General features: G+C 43.7%; 17 protein-coding genes. 9 read left to right on the forward strand and 8 right to left on the reverse strand.

Features of this window, described 5'->3' with window-relative positions; all coding sequences use genetic code 11:
- Positions 1–437: 437 nt before the first annotated feature.
- Entirely contained in the window at positions 438–728 is a 291-nt protein-coding gene (locus tag B9G53_RS12210) for a hypothetical protein (protein ID WP_094532640.1), read from the forward strand.
- 28 nt (positions 729–756) lie between these two features.
- Here the strand turns inward: B9G53_RS12210 and B9G53_RS12215 are convergent, their stop codons facing one another.
- A complete protein-coding gene (locus B9G53_RS12215; protein ID WP_094532643.1) occupies positions 757–2,646 on the reverse strand; it encodes an AAA family ATPase in 1,890 nt (629 codons plus the stop codon).
- A 265-nt stretch (positions 2,647–2,911) separates the two neighbouring features.
- Between B9G53_RS12215 and B9G53_RS12220 the strand changes: the two genes are divergently transcribed.
- Positions 2,912–3,334: a gamma-glutamylcyclotransferase gene (locus B9G53_RS12220; protein WP_094532646.1), complete on the forward strand. Its 423-nt coding sequence runs from the start codon at positions 2,912–2,914 to the stop codon at positions 3,332–3,334.
- On the opposite strand, the gene B9G53_RS12225 is transcribed toward B9G53_RS12220, so the two are convergent.
- The 3 genes from B9G53_RS12225 to B9G53_RS12235 all read right to left on the reverse strand — a co-directional run bounded on the left by B9G53_RS12225 (position 3,331) and on the right by B9G53_RS12235 (position 9,434).
- Entirely contained in the window at positions 3,331–7,218 is a 3,888-nt protein-coding gene (locus tag B9G53_RS12225) for a PAS domain S-box protein (RefSeq protein WP_217901566.1), read from the reverse strand. The genes B9G53_RS12220 and B9G53_RS12225 overlap by 4 nt on opposite strands.
- 427 nt (positions 7,219–7,645) lie before the next feature.
- Complete coding sequence (locus tag B9G53_RS12230) at positions 7,646–8,665, reverse strand: long-chain acyl-[acyl-carrier-protein] reductase (RefSeq protein WP_094532649.1); 1,020 nt, start codon at positions 8,663–8,665, stop codon at positions 7,646–7,648.
- 73 nt (positions 8,666–8,738) lie between these two features.
- Positions 8,739–9,434, reverse strand: a complete 696-nt coding sequence (locus tag B9G53_RS12235; RefSeq protein WP_094532652.1) for an aldehyde oxygenase (deformylating) — start codon at positions 9,432–9,434, stop codon at positions 8,739–8,741.
- Between the two features lie 186 nt (positions 9,435–9,620).
- Between B9G53_RS12235 and glyS the strand changes: the two genes are divergently transcribed.
- The 3 genes from glyS to murJ all read left to right on the forward strand — a co-directional run bounded on the left by glyS (position 9,621) and on the right by murJ (position 14,351).
- On the forward strand, positions 9,621–11,747 hold the full coding sequence (gene glyS, locus B9G53_RS12240; RefSeq protein ID WP_094532655.1) for a glycine--tRNA ligase subunit beta: 2,127 nt from the start codon (positions 9,621–9,623) through the stop codon (positions 11,745–11,747).
- 422 nt (positions 11,748–12,169) lie between these two features.
- Positions 12,170–12,469, forward strand: coding sequence for a 2Fe-2S iron-sulfur cluster-binding protein (locus B9G53_RS12245; protein WP_094532658.1), 300 nt, complete (start codon positions 12,170–12,172; stop codon positions 12,467–12,469).
- Positions 12,470–12,602: 133 nt separating this feature from the next.
- On the forward strand, positions 12,603–14,351 hold the full coding sequence (murJ, locus tag B9G53_RS12250; RefSeq protein WP_094532661.1) for a murein biosynthesis integral membrane protein MurJ: 1,749 nt from the start codon (positions 12,603–12,605) through the stop codon (positions 14,349–14,351).
- A gap of 294 nt (positions 14,352–14,645) precedes the next feature.
- Here the strand turns inward: murJ and B9G53_RS12260 are convergent, their stop codons facing one another.
- From B9G53_RS12260 to B9G53_RS12270, 3 genes are all read right to left on the reverse strand, one after another.
- On the reverse strand, positions 14,646–14,993 hold the full coding sequence (locus B9G53_RS12260; protein ID WP_094532663.1) for an ester cyclase: 348 nt from the start codon (positions 14,991–14,993) through the stop codon (positions 14,646–14,648).
- A gap of 270 nt (positions 14,994–15,263) precedes the next feature.
- Positions 15,264–15,569 (reverse strand): transcriptional regulator, encoded by a 306-nt coding sequence (locus B9G53_RS12265; RefSeq protein WP_094532665.1) that lies wholly within the window; start codon positions 15,567–15,569, stop codon positions 15,264–15,266.
- An 80-nt stretch (positions 15,570–15,649) separates the two neighbouring features.
- Positions 15,650–16,642, reverse strand: coding sequence for a sodium-dependent bicarbonate transport family permease (locus B9G53_RS12270; protein ID WP_094532668.1), 993 nt, complete (start codon positions 16,640–16,642; stop codon positions 15,650–15,652).
- Between the two features lie 27 nt (positions 16,643–16,669).
- On the opposite strand from B9G53_RS12270, the gene B9G53_RS12275 reads away from it, so the two are divergent.
- The 3 genes from B9G53_RS12275 to B9G53_RS12285 all read left to right on the forward strand — a co-directional run bounded on the left by B9G53_RS12275 (position 16,670) and on the right by B9G53_RS12285 (position 19,985).
- Positions 16,670–17,083, forward strand: a complete 414-nt coding sequence (locus B9G53_RS12275) for an NUDIX domain-containing protein (RefSeq protein WP_094532670.1) — start codon at positions 16,670–16,672, stop codon at positions 17,081–17,083.
- A 376-nt stretch (positions 17,084–17,459) separates the two neighbouring features.
- Complete coding sequence (locus B9G53_RS12280) at positions 17,460–18,077, forward strand: CPP1-like family protein (protein ID WP_094532673.1); 618 nt, start codon at positions 17,460–17,462, stop codon at positions 18,075–18,077.
- A gap of 201 nt (positions 18,078–18,278) precedes the next feature.
- Complete coding sequence (locus B9G53_RS12285) at positions 18,279–19,985, forward strand: NAD+ synthase (RefSeq protein ID WP_094532676.1); 1,707 nt, start codon at positions 18,279–18,281, stop codon at positions 19,983–19,985.
- Between the two features lie 28 nt (positions 19,986–20,013).
- Here B9G53_RS12285 and B9G53_RS12290 read toward each other — a convergent pair whose 3' ends face one another.
- Positions 20,014–20,355 (reverse strand): CU044_2847 family protein, encoded by a 342-nt coding sequence (locus B9G53_RS12290; RefSeq protein ID WP_217901567.1) that lies wholly within the window; start codon positions 20,353–20,355, stop codon positions 20,014–20,016.
- Between the two features lie 79 nt (positions 20,356–20,434).
- Here B9G53_RS12290 and B9G53_RS12295 point away from each other — a divergent pair, with 79 nt between their 5' ends.
- Complete coding sequence (locus B9G53_RS12295) at positions 20,435–23,218, forward strand: SUMF1/EgtB/PvdO family nonheme iron enzyme (protein ID WP_094532682.1); 2,784 nt, start codon at positions 20,435–20,437, stop codon at positions 23,216–23,218.
- Positions 23,219–23,726 lie beyond the last annotated feature (508 nt).

Consider the following 23,726-nt stretch of genomic DNA (forward strand, 5'->3'; position numbering starts at 1 on the left):
CACATTCCGCTCTTATTTTACTGAAAAAAATATTTAGAAAGCAAATCCTTATACAGCAAGTATTTTGGGCTTTAATCCCAAAAGAATCACTATTTTAACAATTTAAATAATGATTCACTAATAGGAATTACTATCATTAATTTCTCAGGAAATCGCTGAAACCCTCATTGTCTCGTTGTAAATATTTTTAGGCTTCCATTACGAGCGGAATGTGGGATAGAAATCAAGGGCTGGCACGGGGGCGCAGCCCCTACTACAAAATCTAAATTATTGGGGTAGGGGCAATCCCCCCGTGGTTGCCCTGCTTTGCTAGCAGCAAGAGATTCATCATCAGAGTTCCATGTAACATGAGTTAATACTGATGGTGACAGCTATATCTCAGTACAAAGTACAGTAAGTTAAAGTAAAAGAATACTTTTAAGCTGCTAGATGCTTTTATGAATGACCACAAAAATGAAAACGATACCTTAGATGAAGATGAGCTATTTCGGTTGGGAGGGAAAACAACTAATTTTGTAATTGTGCCTGCGGAAATTCGCTATCACCATATTAAAGTTGAAGATTTGGATAAACCCGTAGCGGCGATCACCTATAACGGTTTTACCTATAGTCTATTTCGCACTAGTTTTGACTGGACTGAGGTCCAAAAAATAACTAGCCGACTTTCCTCAGCTTATGTAATTACGGTTATTTCTAAGGGGTGGGCGATTTGGACTTTTGAATACTAAAAAGAAGGGGTGTAAAATTCCCCTCTTTTTAAACACGTTGTTCGAGAAGTTCGGCAAAAGCTTGCTCAAAATCTTCATTGGTAATCTTGAGATTTTCAAGTAGATTAGAAGCATCACGCTGATGCCGACGAATCGCAAAAATAGCAGCGCGATTACTGAGAAAAGCGAGATCGGCTCCATTCCAATTTTCGGTACGGTCAGCCCAAACATCTAAATTGAGATGAGCATCAAGGGGGCGATCGCGATTATGTACTTCTAAAATTGAACTGCGGCTGTCGCGATCGGGTAAATCGACCATCATATGCAATTCGATGCGACCTGATCGCAATAGTGCAGGATCGATAAAATCACGGCGATTGGTTGCGCCAATTACCAATAGCCCTTCAGCCGATTGCAGTCCATCGAGTTCCGTTAGTAGCTGACCAATCACGCGATCGCTTACACCACTGTCGCCTTGATAGCTACCCCTCGCAGGTGCAAGCGTATCGATCTCATCAATAAATATGACGCAGGGAGCCGCCTGACGTGCTTGAGCAAATAACTGTCTAATCGATTGTTCGGAAGCTCCAACCCATTTCGTTAGCAGTTCCGAACCCGCAACCGCAATAAAATTTGCTTGGGCTTGAGTGGCGATCGCTTTAGCCAGTAAAGTCTTGCCCGTCCCTGGGGGGCCATAGAGGAGGACTCCACGGGTTGCCTTAGCACGGGTATGGGCATAGAGTGCAGGATCAACCAATGCGCCTGCTACCGCTTCCTGAAGGGTTTGCTTAACTTTCGCCAGTCCACCGATTTCAGCCCATTGCACAGTAGGAACTTGAATTTGCAGCGATCGCAACACGGCTGGGTGAACCTGCTTTAACGCAAATTCAAAATCTTCACGATTCACATCAAGGTTTTCAGGAATATCCGCTACACTGGTTACTTGTCGCCGCAAAGCATTAGTTGCCGCCACTTGGCAAAGCCCCTTAATATCTGCTCCCACATAACCATAGGCGCGATCAGCAATCTCATCTAAATCCACATCACCAGTCAAAGGCATCGATCGCGTATGGATTTCTAGAATTTCACGACGCGCATGGCGATCGGGTATGGGGAAAATAATCTCGCGATCAAATCGTCCAGGACGGCGGAGGGCAGGATCGATCGCATCGGGGCGATTGGTCGCTGCTAACACGATTACGCCCTTAGTCTCAGCAAATCCATCCATTAAGCCTAGCAATTGTGCTACTAGACGCTTTTCCACTTCTCCTTCTACATTGGCACGATTAGGAACGAGAGCATCAATTTCATCGATAAAAATCAAACAGGGTGAAGATTTAGCCGCTTTCTCAAATACCTGTCGTAACCGAGTTTCGGCTTCACCATAGTATTTACTAATGATTTCTGGCCCCACGATCGCGATGTAATTTACACCCAAAAGAGTTGCAAGCGATCGCGCCGTTAGAGTTTTGCCAGTGCCTGGAGGACCAACGAGCAGAATGCCTTTAGGTGGTTCTAGACCTAATTTAGCCAAAATATCAGGACGCTTTAGGGGGATTTCGACTAAATCACGCAACTGCGCTAAGGTATCACCTAATCCGCCCACTAGTTCCGCGATCGCCTGTGGTTTTTCGGTTGGAGAATTATCTTTTTCAGGTTTGACCACATCAGGGGAAGTGACTTCACTGCTCCCACCTGTTGACGTAGTAGCACGAGGCGATCGTGGAATATTACCGCGTCGGGGAATACTGGATAATGGACGGGAAGTAACATTTACCTCAGTATGAATTTCGCCAGATTTCTGCTTCTCATCCAGTTTTTGGGCAAGATCGATGAGTTGATCAAGATTCAGTAATTGCTTAACATCATCCACCAGAGATTCAAAGCCTTCTACTTTAAAAGCAAATTTGTCCTTAAAACTATCTTTGTCATTACTCATCGATGCTAGTTCCTATTGATCATCTAGAGAGTTGCGGCGCTTCGCGGCGCAACTCTCTCTGTTATATGTTAACGCTGATTCTAACTCTGATTTAGGGGTGTTCACATCAGCATAAAGTAGAAGTAGAGGCTAAACGTCTCTCTCTACTTATATCTCTCTGAGTAGCTAGGATAATTAAAGTCAAAACCTGTGGCGCACGCGCAGTGTGCGCCACAGGTTTTGGGGTTTTATATTTAATTGCGCCACAAATATTGTGATCTCAAATATGAAAAATGTGTCTCTATGTAATGTTTTTGTTTATGGCACGCTCAAGCCCAACGAAGCCAATTATGCAGAATATTGTGCAGGTAAAGCGATCACTCAGCAACAGGCGATCGCCTATGGCAAGTTATTTGCGCTGCCGATGGGCTATCCTGCGATGACTGTCGGTAATGCTCAAGTGCATGGATATTTGCTCTCTTTTCCTGATGCAAGTATTTTAGAGTCATTGGATGAGCTAGAGGATTATCAAAGCGATCGCGCATCTCATGAGAATTTATACAATCGGCGATTAATAGAAGTTTTTGATTTGCAAGGCGAGGCTCTAGGTATGGCATGGGCATATTTTATGGAATTAGCCCAAGTCACCAAATTTGCAGGGATGGCTCAACACGACGGCTTATGGACTCAGACCAAAGAAATGCCTTAGTTTAAAAACTGTTGAATTACAGTAGTAAGCTGTTTGAGCTTAATCGGTTTACTCAAATAATCATTAGCACCAGCTTCCAAACATTTCTCGCGATCGCCTGTCATCGCTAGAGCCGTAAGAGCAATAATCGGGATAGTGAATTTGTTGTTGCGGATGTATTTGATTGCTTCTAGTCCATCCATCTCTGGCATTTGAATATCCATCAGTATCAAATCAGGCTGCTCTGACTGCGCTAGATCTACCGCCTGCCTGCCATTTTTAGCAAAAATGACTCGATATCCCTTGGCTTGAAGATAGCTAGAAACTGTCATGATATTCGCTTCGTTATCTTCTGCAAGCAGAATTAAGGGAGGAGAGAGCGTATCATCATCATTTTTGATCGAAGATTTGGGTGTTGAAGGATTAGCAGATAATCTTTTGGGAAGTGGTAAATCCAATTCATTGAATGGAAGCTCGATCGCAAAGCAACTACCCACCCCGACTTCACTGGTGACACTAACACGACCACCATGCAGTTCGACGATCCTTTTAACTAGAGCTAAGCCCAACCCTGTCCCATCATATTGACGATTGAGAGCGCTATCAACTTGGATAAAAGGTTGGAATAGAGTTTTTAAGTTTTCAGGGGAAATACCTATACCTGTATCGATCACCGCAAACCTGACCCAGTGCGTGACATCTTTCTCAATAGAAGCGATCGCCTCATTCAAGGAGACTTCTAAGGTAATGCGCCCACCCTCTGGCGTAAATTTCACGGCATTGTTTAGTAGATTGATTAATACTTGACGAATCCGACGTTCATCAAGCAACAAGTCGGGCAGGACAGGAGCCAGTTTAATATTCAGGCTGATACTTTTTTGCATAGCCTGTTGTTTGACAAACACCAAACTGGCTTGACTAAGCTGACCAATATTACTAGATGCATAGTCTAAATTCACCTTACCTGCTTCGATTTTAGCGAGATCGAGGATATCGTTAATTAGCTCTAACAAATGGTTGCCGCTACGTTCAACCGTGAGTAATGCTTTCTGTTGTTGGAGATTAAGCTTCCCAAAAACTCCTTCTTCTAAGCCTTCCGTGATACCGAGAATCGCATTGAGTGGAGTGCGGAGTTCATGACTCATATTAGCTAGAAATTCATCTTTGAGCCGCGTAGCCCGAACCAGAATTTCGTTGGAGACTTCTAGCTGATGATTAGTCTCGGCAAGTTTTTGCTGTGCTTGTTTGAGATCAGTGATATCAACCACTACACAAACACAATCCTCTGTAGTCAGCATAGCTACGCCAATGAGTACATGCACAAGATGTCCGTCCTTGTGGTAGTAGGCTTTTTCCCAAGGATTAATCCTGCTATGCATCTTTAGATACGCGATCGCCTCTAGATCTAGCTGTTGATATTCAGGTGGAGTAATGGCTTCCCAATTTATTTGGTTAGCATGGAGTTCTTCTCGCCTATAGCCAATCATTTCTAAAAAGCGATCGTTAGCCTCGTCAACCTGACCGTTAAAGTTGGTAAACATCATCCCCACAACGTTGGATTCAAACACATGACGGAAACGATTTTCACTGTCTCGCAGAGCCGCTTCGGCAAGTTGATGCTCATGCTGTGTTGCTCTCTGAGCGCTAATATCTCTAGAAACACAGACAAAGCCAATCATGCAATCATTGTGATCCTTGATAGCTTTGACTGATAGCGATATGGGAAGACGTGAGCCATCCTTGCAAATAACTGTCCATTCTTCTTCGCTAACTAGTCCTTGTCTTGCTTTCGCAATCAACACTTCATGTTCAGAAATATCTTGTCTGAGTTCTACAGAGAGTGATGCCGCGCGATCGCACAACTCTTGACAATCGTGAAAATCTTGAAGAGCAGTTATGCCAACTACTTCATCAGCGCTGTAACCTAGCATATTCTCCGCACCAGCATTAAAAGTCTGAATGACGCTATTACTATCAGCGGAAATGATCGCGTAATTGGTACTGTCGAGAATCGCCCGTTGCAAACTACTCACTGTTAGAAGTTCATGAGTCCGTTCTTCAACTCTGGCTTCTAGATCTTTGTTGAGTTGATGGAGTCGGATTTCTGCTTGCTTGAGTTTAGTGATGTCTTGTGCTGTGCCACGGGAAAGTATCGGCGATCCATGATCATCGTAAAAGGTTTCACATTTTTCTTGAATATATTTAATGTATCCATCGAATAGGAGCAGACGATGAACTACATTGTAGGGAGTGCGATCGCGTAGGTGTTGTTGGTAGACATCATCAACCATATCTCGATCATCGGGATGAATAGCATTGAGAAATCCTTCATAGGTTGCTTCAAATTGCTGCGGATCAATCTCAAAAATCTGAAATACTTCATCTGACCAGTAAAGAGAGTTAGTCCGTAGATCCAATTCCCAATTCCCTAAATTAGCGATCCTTTGGGCTTCTCGGAAGAGTTTTTCAGTGTGCCGCAACTCATTTTCGGATTGCTTGCGATTGCTAATGTCTCGCACCAATAGCAGAACTTCATTTTCGTCGTAGGGAAAGATGCGTACCTCCTCAATATGGATCGTATCGCCATCGGAAAAGTCTTGTTCGTAGATCTGGATAGAGTTGGTTTCTAAAGCCCGTTCTACAAATTCTAGACGTTGTTTGACAATATCGGGAGGAAGCGTTTTTGAGATATGATTTCCTTCCAATTGAGAGCGATCGCCAATAATCCGATGAGTTTCAGGAATACGCGCAAATTCCAAGTAAATGCCATCTCGATTCATCCGCATGAATAGGTCTGGAATAGCTTTAATTAAGGCGCGTTGATGGGCTTCAATATGCTGTAATAACTCTTCGGCGCGTTGTCGTTCTGCTAGTTCATTTTGGAGCTGCTGATAAGTGTAAGATTGTTGAATAGCGATCGCAAATTGAACAGAAATCCGCTGCAACAGTCTCACCTCTTCTGTCTGCCAATTGCGATAATCTTGACATTGATGTCCGATCAAAAGTCCCCATAGTTGCCCTGACACCCAAATGGGGGCTATCAGATTTGCTTTAACTTGATACTGTTCTAGGAGCTTGATATGGCAGGGAGTATAGCCTGCGGTGTAAATATTGTTAACAGAGACTGGATGATCGTGGCTGTACAGGTCAGTAGTTTGGGACTGGAAACAAGAGTCTTGAATGTGGTTACCCAAGGACTTAAGCAACTTATTCTCGACGGATTCAGCAATAATGATCCCGCTCCAATCAGGTTGAAATTGATAGACTAAAACGCGATCGCATTTCAGGAAAGCACGGACTTCCGCAACACAAATATCCAAAATTTCTTGGAGATTTAGGGGATTCCGAATGTAATCAGCAATTTCTGCAACTAGTTGCTCCCGTTTTGCGGTGATCTGTAAGGAGTCAATTTGAGCTTCTACTTGTCTTTCTAGATCAACGTCAATTGATTGAAAGATTTGCCACAGACTTTCATGGGTGAGTATTCCCACGATATGATCTTGCTCATCAACGATGGGCAGATGGCGCAGATGATGTTGTTGAAGCAAGTTGATGGCTAACCATAAATCAGTGCATTCGGACTCGCGCAAAGTGATCACTGATGTCATCACATCTCGGATAATCAAACGATCTAGGGGAAACATTTGGGCGCTTAGGCGCACAACATCACCCTCTGTCAAAATCCCAACTACCTTGTCATCTTCTAATACCAGTACACAGCTTGTCCGCACCTCTGCATTGTGTTGATTAATCAGAGTCGTCAAACCATTAGCCCCGTGGCATGGCGATCGCGCACTAACCATTTGAGTGATCGCCTCCATGACGGTTGTATGGGGAGTAACTACTAAAGGGTTACGAACAATCGCTGACTTCAGTTCAGGTAGTGTTGGGTTAGCTATGTTCAAGAGTGTTTACCAAAAAATATCTATATAAAACATCTAAAAACAAGTTTTATGGCTCAATCATTACAGTTCTTAATTCTGTCAAATTCCCCCTTTCCCACAAGTTTGATCATACTCCCTTCCCAGTAAATAATTTAGTGGTGCGCCACCAAGTTATTCACGTTGATCAAGCCCGACTTTAAATTGAATTTTTCAAAAAGAAATCTAGCTAGTTTGTTCAGCTACTCTCTTCCCACCCAATAATTAGTGATGCGGCACGAAGTGCCGCATCACTAATTATTGGATTTTAATGTCTAGTTTTAGACTCAACATTTCGGACAGTTTTATAGCAACGCTGTTGACTATTAGCAATCAACAGATACTCCTATGAATATTTTATTGATCAGCTAATTAAAAAAGTAGAGGCAATTCAGGAATTGCCTCTACTTTTTTAGTTGATTAATGGTCTGAATCCATGTTTGATTGACACTTCACCAATTTTGTCCATGTTCTCGATACTGATTTGGTTTCGTCCCCACGAGAAATTAGTATGCCAACCTTCAAACTCTAAAAGCATCGCTTCCGCAAAACAGGCGAAAAGCTGACGAGCTGGGGCTGTCATATTCACGATTTTCATGATTTTCCAATCAATATCGAGACTATGCTCAACGATGCCCCCATCAATGACGTGAATACCTTCTTCTTGCACAAGGGTAGACATATTTTTAGGATAGCCGCCATCGATCAAGATGCAAGGACGTTTGAGATTAGCAGGATCGATCGCCATCCCCTTTGCCATACTCGCTACCCAAACGATAATGTCAGATTGTGGTAGTGCATCTTCAATCTCTAAGACTTTGCCACGTCCGAGTTGGGCTTGTAACTCTTGCAAACGCTCTTGATTACGAGCGACTAGCAATAATTCTTTGATATTAGTCCGCGCATCCAGCCAACGACAAACCGCACTGCCGATGTCCCCCGTTGCGCCGCAGACTGTGACCGTAGCTTTAGCTAAGTCAATCCCAAATTTACGACTTGCTTCTTCGATCTGACGACAGATGATGTAAGCGGTATGCGTATTCCCCGTAGTAAAGCGATTAAATTCTAGTTGAATGTTGCGGACACTCGACATCTGACTAAGATTGAAATTCTCGAAAATAATCGAAGAAAATCCTCCCAAAGCAGTGATATCCACATCATTCTTTTGAGCAAGAGCCATCGCGTTAAGAATCTTGCGAATGGCAGTTTTAATTTTGCTGCCTGCTAACATTTCAGGTAAAAAGCAGGATTCTACATATAGCCCTTCGATCTGCTGACCTGTGGCACTCGTAACTTTGATGCGATCGACAATTTGGGGCGGGGCGCTACACCAAAATTCCAAACCTTGATCGGCGTATTCGGGATAGCCTAATTCCCTTGCTACAGACTGAGCGTGTTCAAGACTTGTCAAATGCCCTATAAGACCAAACATCGATTGCGGTTACCAGTTACAGTTGTCAACGAAAAAAAGGTGCTAAACGTGCTTACGCACGTTTAGCTAGTAATTAAGCAGCGACCAAACCCATCGCAGACATTCTCATGATGTCGCGAGTATTAAAGCCGATTTTGCCGAGACTTTCGCCATATTGAATCATGAAGTCTTCAACCAAAGCTTCTTTTTCCATGCCAAGGACTTTGGCATCATTTTCGACTTGGTTGAGCATTTTCCAGACGATGGGCAAGTTTTGACGATTGGCTTGCTCTAGGGGTGCTTTGGAGTCATCAAAATGATTTTGCAACCACTCTTCTCCAAAATTAAGATGCAAGTATTCGTCTTTGACCACGCCTTCAGTGATCTTGCGTGCAAAAGGATCGGCGACAGGAATATAGATGTTATAAGCAGCGATCGCAAAGCACTCAATGATGAGTGATTGGATCAGCAGACAAGTAACGATATCCCCTGTTGCAAATGCTTTTTGAAAATTGCCATGCAATTCAGCAAAGAATTTTTCCGCAAAATCCATGTCAGGTGTGACTTTGAGGTTTTTACCACAGGCGATAAAGCCTTTTTTGTGGCGATCCTCCATCTTGGCAAGTCTGGTAAAATCTTCAGTAAATTCGGGCAGTAGCTCTCCTAGTTGGAGATAATTGCTGTACGCCTCCGCTTCTCCTTCAATGACAATGGCATTGATTCGACTGTAGGCATCGCGATAGTTTTCTGTGTGATAGTCAATCGCTACAGCTTCGAGTGTTTGCCCCATGTTTTGCCTCTTTAAATATCCCTGCTCAATAAAAGTTAATCTCTTGCTATTTTATGCTAAGTGGACTATGCAATAAAATTAAAACCCATAAAGGTGTGATCAAGCTTCGTAGTCAACACCTTGTCTAAGTTTTAGTTTTTTACACGCCAAAGCGTTAAACTGAAGAACGTCCCTCAACTCGTAGTTATGGCAAGTTTTCTGTTAGAAGTTGGTACTGAAGAGCTACCTGCTAGCTTTATTGTCGATGCTTTGCGCCAATGGCAAGAGCGCATCCCCAAGAATTTAGATGAACACCAACTAACTACGAGTAAGGTCAGTGTCTATGGTACACCTCGCCGTCTTGCCGTACTAATCGAGGGGTTGCCAACCCAACAAAGCGATCGCAGTCTAGAGATTAAGGGGCCAGCAGTTGGCTCAGCCTTTGTTAATGGTGATCCTCAAGGTGAGCCAACCAAGGCTTTGCTAGGTTTTGCCAAATCTAAATGTATAGATTTGCAAGATATAGTTATTAAAGAGACGGATAAGGGAGCATTTGTATTTGCCAATCAGCAAATTATTGGTCGTGAGACTGCTGATATTTTGCAAGAATTAGCCCCAACTTGGATTACAGGTTTAGAAGGTAAGCGCTTGATGCGTTGGGGGAGTGGGGAGCTAAAGTTTCCCCGTCCGATTCGTTGGTTGGTGTCGTTATTTAATTCCAAGCTGTTGCCGATCACGTTAGAAAATGTGCAGTCTGATCGCCTCAGTCAAGGGCATCGGGTATTGCATCCGCGATCGGTTGTGATTGATACCGCCAAAGATTATGTAGAAACTTTGCGCGAGGCTTTTGTCCTAGTCGATGGCAAAGAGCGTCAAAGGCATATTCTTACCCAAATTAATAGCATTGTGGAATTATTTGGCGGCAAGGCGGAAATTCCTGAGGATTTATTAGAAGAAGTTACCTATTTGGTGGAATTTCCCACTGCTGTCATTGGTGAATTTGAGCGCGAGTTTTTAGAACTGCCACAACCAGTAATTAAGACCGAAATGGTCAGCCATCAGCGCTATTTTCCTGTGCATTCGGTCAAAAATCCCGATCAATTATTGCCTCGCTTTATCACGATTTCCAATGGTGACCCCGATAAATCACGTTTGATTGCGGCGGGCAATGGTCGTGTCATTAGAGCGCGTCTTTCCGACGGTAAATTTTTCTACGATAGCGATCGCGCTGTGCATTTAGAAACTTTCTTGCCACTTTTAGAAAAAGTTACATTCCAAGCCCAACTTGGCTCAGTTGCGGAAAAGGTTGAAAGAATTAGAGCGATCTCTAAATCTGTAATTGCAGCGATCGCAAATTTAGAAATCACTGAAGCTGACAAGGCGATCATCGATCGCACAGCACAACTCGCCAAAGCCGATCTCGTCACGCAAATGGTCAAGGAATTTCCCGAACTGCAAGGACAAATGGGTTATTACTATGCCCTCTCCAGTAACGAACCTTTAGCTGTGGCAACGGGCGTTCGTGAGCATTACCAACCCAAAGGCGCAGGCGATAGTTTACCCAAAACCCTTACGGGTCAGGTTATTGCCATTAGCGATCGCATTGATACCCTTGTTGGTATTTTCGGCTTGGGTATTATTCCTACAGGTTCATCAGACCCATTTGCACTGCGTCGCGCCGCTACTGGGGTTGTACAGATTGCATGGGAAAGCGGATTTGCCCTCGATTTGCCTAAGCTTTTGCAAGAGGCGATCGCCATTTATGCTGACAAGAATTTACTAGCGCAATCTGCGGAAACGGTTCTTGAAAATCTCTATAAATGGTTTAAGCAGCGCTACGAGACAATTTTGGCTGATCAGGGCATTGAGTATGATCTTGTTAATGCAGTTTCAGGTACTGAAGATCTCACCTATACCTTGCAAGGTTTGAGCAATCTCACTCGCATCAAGGAACGCGCCCATTTTCTGCAAAAATCCCGTGAAAGTGCTACCCTCAGCGCCATCTATGAGCCTATTGTCAGGGCTTCTCGCCTTGCAGTTCAGGGTGATCTCGATAGCGTGACCGTTGACGTGAAAGCTGTGATTAATCCTGAAACCTTAATCGAACCAGCAGAACAGGATTTATATCAAGCGATCGCCGCTTTGCCGAGTCAGCCCAGTGATGAGCAGTTGATGGAGGGGATCAAGGCGATCGCGCCAGTTCTAGCGAAATTCTTTGATGATGTGCTGGTCATGATTGAAGATCCACAAGTGCGCCAAAATCGACTTAACCTGCTGGGAATTATCCGTAACTACAGCCGCCAATTAGCTGACTTTAGTGCCATCCTTAAATAAAGAAGAAGGGACGCAAAGCGTCCCTTCTTCTTTATTTAAGGGTTAATCATTGATTGAATTTTCATATCAAAAACTAGTCTGTGATTACGTCTGTGAATAAGATAAATAAAACTTATCAAAAAAATTAAAATACAAACGAAAACTCATCATTTTACTCACTTATTAAAACACCTAAAAGCCTTTTCCAGAATAAGTTTTAGCCATTTTAGCGGTCTTGAAAGCGATCGATAACTATCACCTATAACCAATGATAGAAATAATAAGCTAGTTGTTCGCTTGGATGCCAAGAGCGATATGATGCGTGTTGATACCCTTGTGGGTGATTGAAATAAACGTGACTTGGCTGAGTGCCTTTACTTGGGTACAAATTCAAAACCTCGTTTATTTTTTTGGCTGCAATCTTTAAGAGGTTTATTACATACATGGCTACCTACAAAGTAAGACTGATTAACGAAGCTGAAGGGCTTGATAAAACTATCGAAGTTCCTTCTGATGAGTACATTCTTGACGTTGCTGAAGCTCAAGGCATCGATCTTCCTTACTCCTGTCGCGCTGGTGCTTGCTCTTCCTGCGCTGGCAAAATCGTTAAGGGTGAAATCGATCAAGGCGATCAGTCCTTCTTGGATGACGAACAAATCGAAGCTGGCTACGCTCTTCTTTGCGTAACCTATGCTCAGTCTGATTGTGAAATCTTGACCCACCAAGAAGAAGCTCTCTACTAATCGCTTCTTTGCATAAATATTCTAAAAGCTCCGATCGCTAGTACTTTATGTACAACGTTCGGAGTTTTTTAGTCTGCGTCATGATTTGATGTTACATTTCTCAGAATCTAAATTGTAAGGGGCATCACAAATTTTGTCTGGCAACGAAGAAGAAGATATCAGCACAGAACCGCAGGAATCACCATCCACTAAGCAATTTTCTGGGCAATCTGCTCAACAATCTACGAAGCGATCGCTACTAAATATCGCGACGATTGTGGCGATCGCCACGTTACTGAGCAAAATATTTGGATTACTTCGTCAAGTGGCGATCGCGGCGGCTTTTGGTAATGGCACAGCCTATGGTGCGTATAACTTCGCCTACGTGATCCCAGGGTTCTTGCTGATCTTGCTGGGTGGCATTAACGGTCCCTTTCATAGTGCGATTGTTAGTGTGCTAGCCAAACGCGATCGCAAAGAAGTTGCTGCCATCATCGATAGCATCACCACGATCGTCACAGGCATTTTATTGCTGGTGAGCATTGCGCTGGTAATTTTTGCGGAACCATTGTTGCACCTCGTCGCCCCTGGATTATTCGTACCTGAAGCTACTTTGCTAGCCAAAGGGATCACCCCTGAAGATATTCAAAATCTGAAGATCACCAAAGACATTGCGATTCAGCAATTTCAGATCATGGCTCCGATGGCAGTCTTAGCAGGGCTGGTGGGGATCGGATTTGGAGCATTAAATGCGGCGGATGCTTACTGGTTGCCTTCGGTCAGCCCCATATTTTCCAGTTTGACCGTGTTGATTGGCATCGGCGGCTTATTTTGGGCAATGGGTAGCAAAATGTTGTTACCCGAAAATGCGATGTTGGGCGGTGCAGTCTTAGCATGGTCAACCCTTGCAGGGGCAGTTTTACAATGGCTGGTGCAATTGCCTGTGCAGATGAAAGCTGGTATGGGTGGATTTAAGCTGCGGTTTGACTTTCAGCGTCCTGAAGTCAAAGAAGTGATGAAAATCATGCTTCCTGCCACCTTTTCATCGGGGATGTTACAAATTAATGTTTGGACGGATTTATTTTTCGCCTCATTTATCCCTAATGCAGCAGCGGCAGTGTCGGCGATGGGCTATGCAGGGCTACTGGTGCAAACGCCTCTGGGTATTTTGTCGAATGTGATTCTTGTACCTTTGTTTCCTGTGCTGTCTAAGCTCACTGATCCTGAGAACTGGGATGAACTAAAACAGCGTATTCGTCAGGGCTTGATGCTCACGGCGCTGACAATGTTGCCGATTAGTGCAGTGATGGTAGCTTTGGCTTTGCCCATCTCACAGGTAGTTTATGAACGCTATGCTTTCGATGCGGAGGCTTCGCAACTAACTGCTGTGGTTTTAATGGCTTATGCAGTAGGGATGTTTGTGTATTTGGGGCGCGATGTACTGGTGCGCGTGTTTTATGCCCTCGGCGATGGCGACACACCTTTTAAAATTAGCGTTGTCAATATTTTCTTGAATGGACTATTTGATTATTTGCTAGTTCAGAGGTTTGGCGCAGCAGGGATTGTCTTGGCAACGGTTTCCGTGAATGTGATCTCGATGGTGGCGATGATTTATTTCCTCGATCGCCGCCTCAATGGAATGCCACTAAAAAGCTGGAGTATGACGATCTTGGGTTTAATCATCGCCAGTGCGATCGCAGGTGGGGCGAGTTGGGGGACTTATCATTTACTCAGTCAGAGCTTTGATAGTTTCGGCACTGTGGCTAAATTTGGTGCAAAGCTGGGTGGATTAGCGATCGCCAGTGCCGTCGGTTTCACTATTTTTGGAGCGATCGCTGTGCAAATGAAAATCCCTGAAATCAAAGCTTTAACCAATCAAATCAAGCGTCGCTTTACAAAGTAGTTGAAGCTTATGCGACAGGTATTTCGAGTTGCGTGAGCCATGTGTGCTTATCAACATAACCACGCTGGAACTTGATTTTGCCGTTAATGACGTAAAAGAAACCGCAACCTTGCAACCCACATTCCGCTCGTAATGGAAGCCTAAAAATATTTACAACGAGACAATGAGGGTTTCAGCGATTTCCTGAGAAATTAATGATAGTAATTCCTATTAGTGAATCATTATTTAAATTGTTAAAATAGTGATTCTTTTGGGATTAAAGCCCAAAATACTTGCTGTATAAGGATTTGCTTTCTAAATATTTTTTTCAGTAAAATAAGAGCGGAATGTGGGTTGCAAAGTAAAACTCTTGCCATTTGGCGATTTATCGCCCAGTTGACCTAAAAATGTGCCACCACCTTCCCACTCGACAATAGCCCATTCGCCATCCTCAAATATATTCACTGGGTGCGTGTAGTTGTCTGGAAACGCCGTGAAGAATGAGATAAAACTCTCCAATAAAGCCTCGCGCCCCTGAAGTGGAGATCCAAAAGCAACCTGATGGTTTTGGGCATCATCATGATAAAGCTCAATGAGTGTATACGGATCACGAGCATTGTATGCTGCAACCCAATCCTGTACGACTTCTTTCGGTGACTTCATATCATTCAATCATCTTAAAATCTACCGCACCCTTCCAATCCATGTGATGCCTGCCTAACATTAGTTGCTAAATATACCCTCAATCCCTCTTAAAAAGGCATTAATATACTTAATGCACTAAATCTCTAAAACCCCCCTCAGTCCCCCCTTGGAAGGGGGAGAACTTAGACTTCCCCCCTTCCAAGGGGGGACTGAGGGGGGTAAAAATTTCACGGTGTGTCAAGTATATGAACGCCCTTAAAAAGAGGGAAGAAGAATTTTTTAGGTGGGCTAGGTTGCACTCGCGGCATTAATCGCGATCGCATCAGATATATAACAAACTCCACCAAACTTTTTGGTGACTGGCTTCAGCTTTTCCACCAAAGTCTTCGTTTTGTCTTCTAAAAAGAAAGCAATCACATAGTCATTTTCCAACATACTCATGTCGAGATCGCCTGAATTTGTACCACTGACTCCCTTACCGACGACATTACGAATCACGGTGTAATTCAAAACCCCAACTTTTTCTAAAACCTTGATGATTTTGTGCGACTCAACAGAATCAGATACAATTTCGATTCTTTTAACAGCTTGCATGATTTTATTTCTACTAAGTTCCTACTAAATTTTTTGTCTAAGCCCAAACGAATGACGACGTTTTGCGCCGCCAATAGTGTCTAAGTTGTTATCCAAAACATATTAATCACGTACATATACAGAGGAATCCCGACAATGATATTGAAGGGAAATGTGACGGCTAAAGCCGTTGATACATAAAGGCTAGGATTGGCTTCTGGTACAGTCAGACGCATGGCAGCAGGTACAGCGATATACGAAGCACTGGCACATAAAACAGCAAATAACAGCGCATCACCCTGTGACATGGAGATTAACTTGGCGATCGCAATCCCTACACCCGAATTCAAGATTGGCATCAAAACTGCAAAAGCAATTAAGAAAACACCTGTTTTTTGCAAATCCTTAATCCGTTTGGCGGCGACTAAGCCCATATCCATCAAGAAGAAAGTCAGCACGCCATAAAACATATCTTGGGTAAAAGGTGACAACACATGCCAGCCTCTTTCGCCAGTCAAGCAGCCAATGATCAAACTACCGACGAGCAGAAATACCGAGCTATTGAGAAAAGCTTCACGGAGTACTTCTGACCATGCAAATTCGCTAGTTTCGCCTTTTTTGGCTTTTTCCTCGGCTGTAAATAGGCTCACAAGAATCAGTCCTACAATGATTGCAGGAGATTCCATTAGCGCTAAAGCCGCTACCATATAGCCATCAAAGGCAATGTTTAACTGCCCCAAAAATGAACTAGCTGTAATGAAGGTAACCGCACTGATCGAGCCATAGGTTGCGGCGATCGCGGCTGCATTGTAGGAGTCAAGCTTGATTTTAAGAATAAAAAATGAATAGACAGGTACTACACAAGCCATCAGGATCGCGGCTGCCATCGTCAAAATCACTTCTTGACTGATCCCACTTTTTACTAGCTCCACACCACCCTTAAACCCGATCGCCAATAGCAAATACAACGAAAACAACTTCGGAATTGGCGGCGGAATTTCTAAATCTGATTTGATTAACACCGCCATCATGCCCAGAAAGAAGAACAGGATCGGCGGATTGAGTATATTAGAAATAATTAAGTCTAAATTCATCGGGTTTACCAGATTTAACTTATAAATATGACATCATCACACAAACGCCGCCGAGGCACAGCAATTGTTGAGACAGAGGCAGGTATCATTTTGGCAGAAACCTCAAAAGGCTTACTGATATTGCCTGGTGGTGGTACTGAAAGAGGTGAGTCAAGATTTGCTGCGGCAATTCGTGAGTTACAGGAGGAAACAGGGCTGAAAGCAACCAGTGCGATCGCTCTATTTGATTACGAATCATCGCAAAATTACCATAAGGTTGTATGGATTATGGCTGAGGGAAATCCTGAGCCAAAGGATGATGCGATCGCTCTGCATTATTGCCAACAAGGGCAAGTTACTAGGTTTGGCAATTTGTCTAACGCTACCTTACATATACTTCATCAATTTTGGGATTATCGGTCAAAAAATGAAGACTTATTCAAGATGTTGCAAAAATATTAATTAGGATGAAGGAAAATTCGTATATTTCATCTATTTCATCCTATTGCACTAATTTTTAGGAGCCTAACAAATGTCAGCGATCTCTGTTTTTCGGTGGATTAGCGATCGCTGATCTCGAAGCCGCTCTAAAACTCAGCCGCGAAAAATCTCAATCAGAAGTTGGGGCATGGATCTTACAAAAATATAGCCATAATTCGTAAAAGTTCGTCACTTCGAGACAGACTCTTATTGATATTCACAAAGTTTAGATACGTATTTGAAAGCAGACGTTATACTATGTTTAGACATTAAGCTACATACTATTTTCTGATTCAGTTGCTTGCCTACTTTTTCAGTAAATATACAGCGAACTCTACAAACATTCATAGTTGGAAAAATGAGCGAACCAACTCCCTACGAAAAACTAGGAGTCAATGACGAAGCCTCCTTTGAAGAAGTGCGCGATGCACGCGATCGCCTATTGCGCGAATATGAGGGGGACGAGTCGCAACAAGAAGCGATCGAGGTTGCTTACGATGCCATCCTTATGGATCGTTTACGCGCCCGCAAAGAAGGCAAGATTGCTGTACCTGATCGCATCCGCTATCCTGAACGTCTGTCTACAGCGATTCCTGCTGCAATGCAAAACAATACGCAGCGACGCGCCCCATCTTGGTTGTCGAGGCTATTGGACACTCCAAGCCAAAAAGATATTTATATTTCGCTGGGAATTTTTACGGGACTGGGTGCAATTAGCTTTTTCATTCCCGCAGCTACTACTTGGCTATCATTTGGATTGATTGCCAGTGTTTATTTGCTCACCCGTAAAGAAAATCGTTTTGGACGAGCTTTGTTAATCTCCCTATCAGGGATTACGATCGGTGTCATATTGGCAGCTTTGACTAATCAAGTTTTAGTATTGTCTCGTGTGGTCAGCGATGGATTTTTTCCTAGCTCAATCCAAATGGTGATTATTTTGTTGGTGATGTGGCTTCATGCTTGTTTCTTGAGGTAAGGCTGTTAGCGATTAGCTGTTAGCTTGTTAGAGTGCTTTGCACTCTTGGTAAACTCAAATATATTTTAAAAGCCTCGCTTTGCGAGGCTTTTAAAATATATTTGGGAAAGCTAAAAGCTAATCGCTAATCGCTAACAGCTAACGGCTAATCGCTAACAGCTAATCGCTAAAAGCCAATAATCTCAAACCCATAAAACAAATATGACCCCTGCAATTTTTGGGATCGCCCAGCTTAATCCAGTAATTGGCGATTTAGTCGGTAATAGCGATCGCTTATTGGTTGCTGTACAGAAATTAGCTGAACAAGGTGTGCAACTAGTACTCACACCTGAGTTATCAATCTGTGGCTATCCACCTCGTGACCTGTTGATGCATCGTCAATTTATTAGTGATATGGAAGCAGCGATCGCGGATCTTGCTCGTAAACTTCCTCCTGATGTCGCCGTATTAGTGGGCATGGTGTCTGTCAATCCCCATGCTAGCCAAGCAGGTGGGAAGCCATTATTTAATAGCGCCGCTTTGCTTCAGGGGGGTGAAGTAAGACAGATTTTTCATAAGCGGTTATTGCCAACCTATGACGTATTTGATGAAGATCGCTATTTTGCGGTGGGCAATGGGAGTCAAGTCTTTACACTAAATCTCAAGGATGGAACATCACTACGGATTGGGGTGACCATTTGCGAAGATATTTGGAATGATGAGAAGTTTTGGGGTAAGCGGAACTATGCCGATGATCCTGTTGCGGAACTCGCGCAAAATCATCAACTCGATTTACTACTCAATTTATCGGCTTCACCCTATGCGGTGGGCAAACAGAATTTACGCGAGTCGATGTTAAGCCATAGTGCGATTATGCATAACTTGCCATTGATTTATGCCAATCAAGTGGGGGCAAATGACGACTTGATTTTTGATGGGCGGAGTATGGCTTTTGATCGTAGTGGCAAAATCATAGCTCGTGGGAAGGGCTTTGAAGAGGATTTACTGGTAATTAATTTAGATGATGAGCTAAATCTGACTCCATCTAGATATGAAAGTGATGATGCGGAAATTTTTGCCGCTTTAGTGCTTGGTGTGCGTGACTACGTTCAGAAATGTCGATTTCGTCAAGTGGTGATTGGGTTGAGTGGGGGTATTGATTCTGCACTTGTGGCGGTGATCGCTGCCGAGGCGATCGGTAAAGAGAATGTATTGGGGGTGTTGATGCCTTCGCCCTACAGTTCCACGCATTCGATTACTGATGCGATCGCCTTAGCAAATAATTTAGGAATCTCTACGCAGACCATTCCAATTGCGCCAATGATGGAAGCCTTTGATACTAGTCTGGCTAATCTATTTGCAGGAAAATCTAGTGATGTGACTGAAGAGAACTTGCAGTCAAGAATTCGCGGCAGTTTGCTGATGGCAATCTCGAATAAGTTTGGACATTTGTTGCTCTCTACAGGCAATAAATCAGAGGTTTCGGTTGGTTACTGTACTCTCTATGGTGATATGAATGGTGGACTTGCAGCGATAGCTGATGTCCCTAAAACCAGAGTGTTTTCTATCTGTGAATGGTTAAATCGGACTAATTCTCTTCTATCAATTAAGCAAGGGAAGACAGAAGTGATTCCTGTAAATATTATTACTAAGCCTCCCAGTGCCGAACTCAAGCCCGATCAACTTGATCAAGATTCACTGCCTCCCTACGATATTCTGGATGATATTTTGCATAAGCTGATTAATCAGCATCTTTCGGCTTCTGAAATTATTGCTACGGGACATGAGCAAGCGATCGTCGATCGCGTAGTTCGTCTTGTCAAAATCGCTGAATTCAAACGTCGCCAAGCTGCTCCAGGATTGAGAATAACTGATCGCGCTTTTGGTTCTGGCTGGAGAATGCCGATCGCCAGTAAGGTGACACCATAAATAAGAAGTTATGATAGTTGGTAGAAGTTTACTTTGGTGGAAACTTGCATTTGACTGAAATCTCAAAGTTGCTTTCGGCTGAGGCTTTGGTAAGAATGGGAATACCTGCTTCACCACTAATTTTTAAACCGAATTTGAGGTTGACTTCTTCGACTTGGGCATCACCGAGGTTCTTGAATGCACCGATCGCATATTTGGTGTAGAAGCGAATGGTTTCATGGATTTCTTGCAGGTTTTTGATCGCATCTTCTTTGATGCCATAGGATTCGCGATCGCTATCTGACTCTACTGGCTGATCATCTTCGGATTCAGAGATTGCTATCTCAAGAATTTCGCCGTCTTCCTGTTCGATGTAAATTTTGTGAGCCATAGCAATTGTTACTACTATTTTGTGAGATTTGCCTGTATTCTAGTTGCACAAGGTCGCGATCGCAACAAATCAGTAAGTTATGGCTAGACATGCGCTAGTAGTAGGTATTTCTGAATATAAGCATTTACCCTCGCCGCTTAGTAAAACCTTGGGGGATGCGGAGGCAGTAGCGAATTTGCTGCGATCGCATGGTGATTTTCAAGAAGTAACTTTGCTGAATACGCCCAAATTGATTAAGGCTGATTTGTTTGCTCAGTTAAATCGGTTGTTAAGTGAACAGGCGACGGGTAGCGAAGTTTTGATTTATTACACGGGGCATGGGTTACTGGTTGAAGATTGTGGCGTGAAACAGGGATATTTAGCGCCATCGGATTGTAAAGCAACGAAGGAAAGCGTAACTGATGGGGTTCCCTTTGCAGGTTTGAATAATTTAATTGCGCGATCGCCTTTGAGTAGTTTGGTGATGTTTTTGGATTGCTGTCATAGTGGCGCTTTGTTGCAAGCGATCGCGGAGAGTTTTACGGCTTTTAACAAGACGGATAAGGATTATTTGCTGATTTCGGCTTGTCGAGAGTTTGAACAAGCGGCGGCGATGAAAAAGGAAGCCCACAGTATTTTTACGGGCGCATTGCTGGATGCTTTGTCGGAATCACGCCAGAACGATGAGGGCAAAATTAATTCGGGTAGTTTGTTTGGGTTTATTTCAGATCGCCTGAAGCAAAAACAACAGGAACCGAGACAACTTGGCTATGGTCGAGCGATGGAGATCGTCAATTATCGGCAAGTTGCACCAAAAAAAATTACGGAGGATCTTTGCCCTTATGTGGGGTTAGAGGCTTTTACTAAAGAGACTGCGAAGTTTTTTAAGGGGCGCGATCGCTTTGTGCGGTTGTTATTACAAAAAATAACCGAATCGAGCTTTGTGCCTGTGATTGGGGCTTCGGGGAGTGGTAAGTCATCACTGGTGAGAGCAGGGCTGATTTCAGCATTGGAAGCGCAGGGAAATTGGTTGATTTTGCCACCAATTAAAGCTGGGGACTCGCCGCTTATGCCTGTTGCCGAAATTAGTCGGGTATTGACACAGCTTTGTCAGAGAGCTGATAGCAAACTGGAAATTAGCAAACAAATCGCATCGGGAAATTTAGAAGCGGCGATCGCTTGTCTATCCGAACAAAAAAATATTTTGCTGGTGGTCGATCAGTTTGAGGAAGTATTTACAGTTTGTCCTGCGGAAAAGGAAGCAGAACGTCAGCAATTTATCGACTTGTTGGTGGGGATTACGCAGTATCCTAATTCGCGGTTGCGGGTGGTGACGACGATGCGGGCGGATTTCTTTGAGAATTGTCTGGGCTATCGTGGTTTAGGGGAGGTGATTCAAGAACATCAGGTGTTGTTGTTGCCGATGAATGAGGAGGAGTTAAAAGAGGCGATTGCGTCTCCTGCAAAAGGTCTATACGAATTAGGTGAGGGCTTGTTACCTGCGATTTTGCGAGATGTGCGTGACGAAAAGAATGTGCTGCCTTTGCTGGAGTTTGCGCTGACGCAGCTATGGGAAAATCGTGAAAAGCGGCGATTTACTTTTGCGGTCTATGATGATTTGGGTGGGGTGATGGGAGCATTGAATCAACACGCCAATTCCGTTTATGATGCGCTGAAACCTCAGGAGCAGAACTGGGCAAAGCGGATTTGTTTGATGTTGGTGCGGACTGGTCTGGGTGAGAGAGATACGCGCCAACGCCGAACTAAGAGGGAACTTATGACACTTGCGAAAAATGGCGATCTGCAAGATTTTCAGGTGGCGTTGGATCAGTTGGTATTGGGGAGACTGTTTGTAACTGGTAAGGATGGCGATGGTGAGGCTTGGGTGGATATGGCGCATGAGGCATTGATGGACAAATGGCTATATTTTGCGGATTGGCGCGAAAAGAAACGTGATGTGTTGCGGCTGGTGAATCGGATTAGGGATGCCTTTGATGAATGCGATCGGGCGATCGATAAAGATAAGTTTTTATTGCCTGAAGGGGTGGTTGCTCAAATCGAAGAAGTGGAAGCTGCGATAAATGATTACCTCACGCCTGAGCTACAAGAATTTGTGGAGCGCAGTCTTTTTAAATATAAGCCTTGGCTTGATGCTGCGAATTTGCCTGAAATGGTGGATATTCCTAGTGGAACTTTTTGGATGGGATCGCCTGAATGGAAAGGTGAGGACGATGAGAAACCCTATCACCAAGTCACAGTAAAAGCCTTTCGGATGGGCAAATATCCCGTCACACAGGCGCAATGGCGGACGGTGGCGATGTTACCCAAGGTGAAAATTGCTTTTAGCTTAAATCCTTCGCAATTTAGCGGTGACAATAACCCTGTCGAGAATATCGATTGGTACGAGGCGCAAGAATTTTGTGCAAGGCTATCACGCCTGAAGGGAGAAAACTATCGTCTCCCTAGCGAAGCGGAATGGGAATATGCCTGTCGAGCAGGAGCAGAAGCATATACAGAATATTGCTTTGGTGACGATGAAGGTCAGCTTGGGGAATATGCTTGGTATGACGAAAATAGCGACAATAAAACGCAACCTGTGGGACAGAAACGACCTAATGCTTGGGGACTTTACGATATGCTTGGCAATGTTTGGGAATGGTGTGCTGATGATTTGCATAGCAGTTATGAAGGAGCGCCAACAGATTCACAAATTTGGATAAAAGATATTACGAATTATGAAGATGGCGACAAAACAAGAAAACTGTTGCGTGGTGGTTCGTGGATCAGCAGTGCTTGGTATTGTCGGTCTGCGTTTCGTCACAACTACGATGCGCTCGATCAGAGCTACCTCATGGGTTTTCGGGTTGTGTGTGTTGTGTGGTGAGGACTCCCTTCTCTGTTCTTTTACCTCAGCCCTTTGCCCTTCTTCGTATTTATCTGCCCTTCTTTGATTAATCTCTTCGCCGTCAGGCGATCGAATTTTTTAAAAAAATCCATTTATAAAATTTGGGGATTATGCGGTCAAAAATTATTTGCGGTTCGCATAGAAGGGGCGAGCACGGGGGCATCGCCCCTACGGGTGAAATCATAAAATTTATTTTCATCCCATTCCATTTACCATTTAAAAACAAAAATGGGTAGGGGCGATGCCCCCGTGCTCGCCCCGTTTTCGCCGATCACGACCATTTTTTTATACGGCGACAGATTTGCGATGTGGGGAATAAAATTGCGATCAATTTTTATCAATGACAATTATGCGATCGACAAATCTATTCATAAAATTGGGGATTTTGCGGTCAAAAATTATTTGCGGTTCGCATAGAAGGGGCGAGCACGGGGGCATCGCCCCTACGGGTAAAATCATAAAAATTATTGCCAGAATATTCCATTTA

It is taken from the genome of Pseudanabaena sp. SR411 (assembly GCF_002251945.1).
Lineage (GTDB): Bacteria > Cyanobacteriota > Cyanobacteriia > Pseudanabaenales > Pseudanabaenaceae > Pseudanabaena.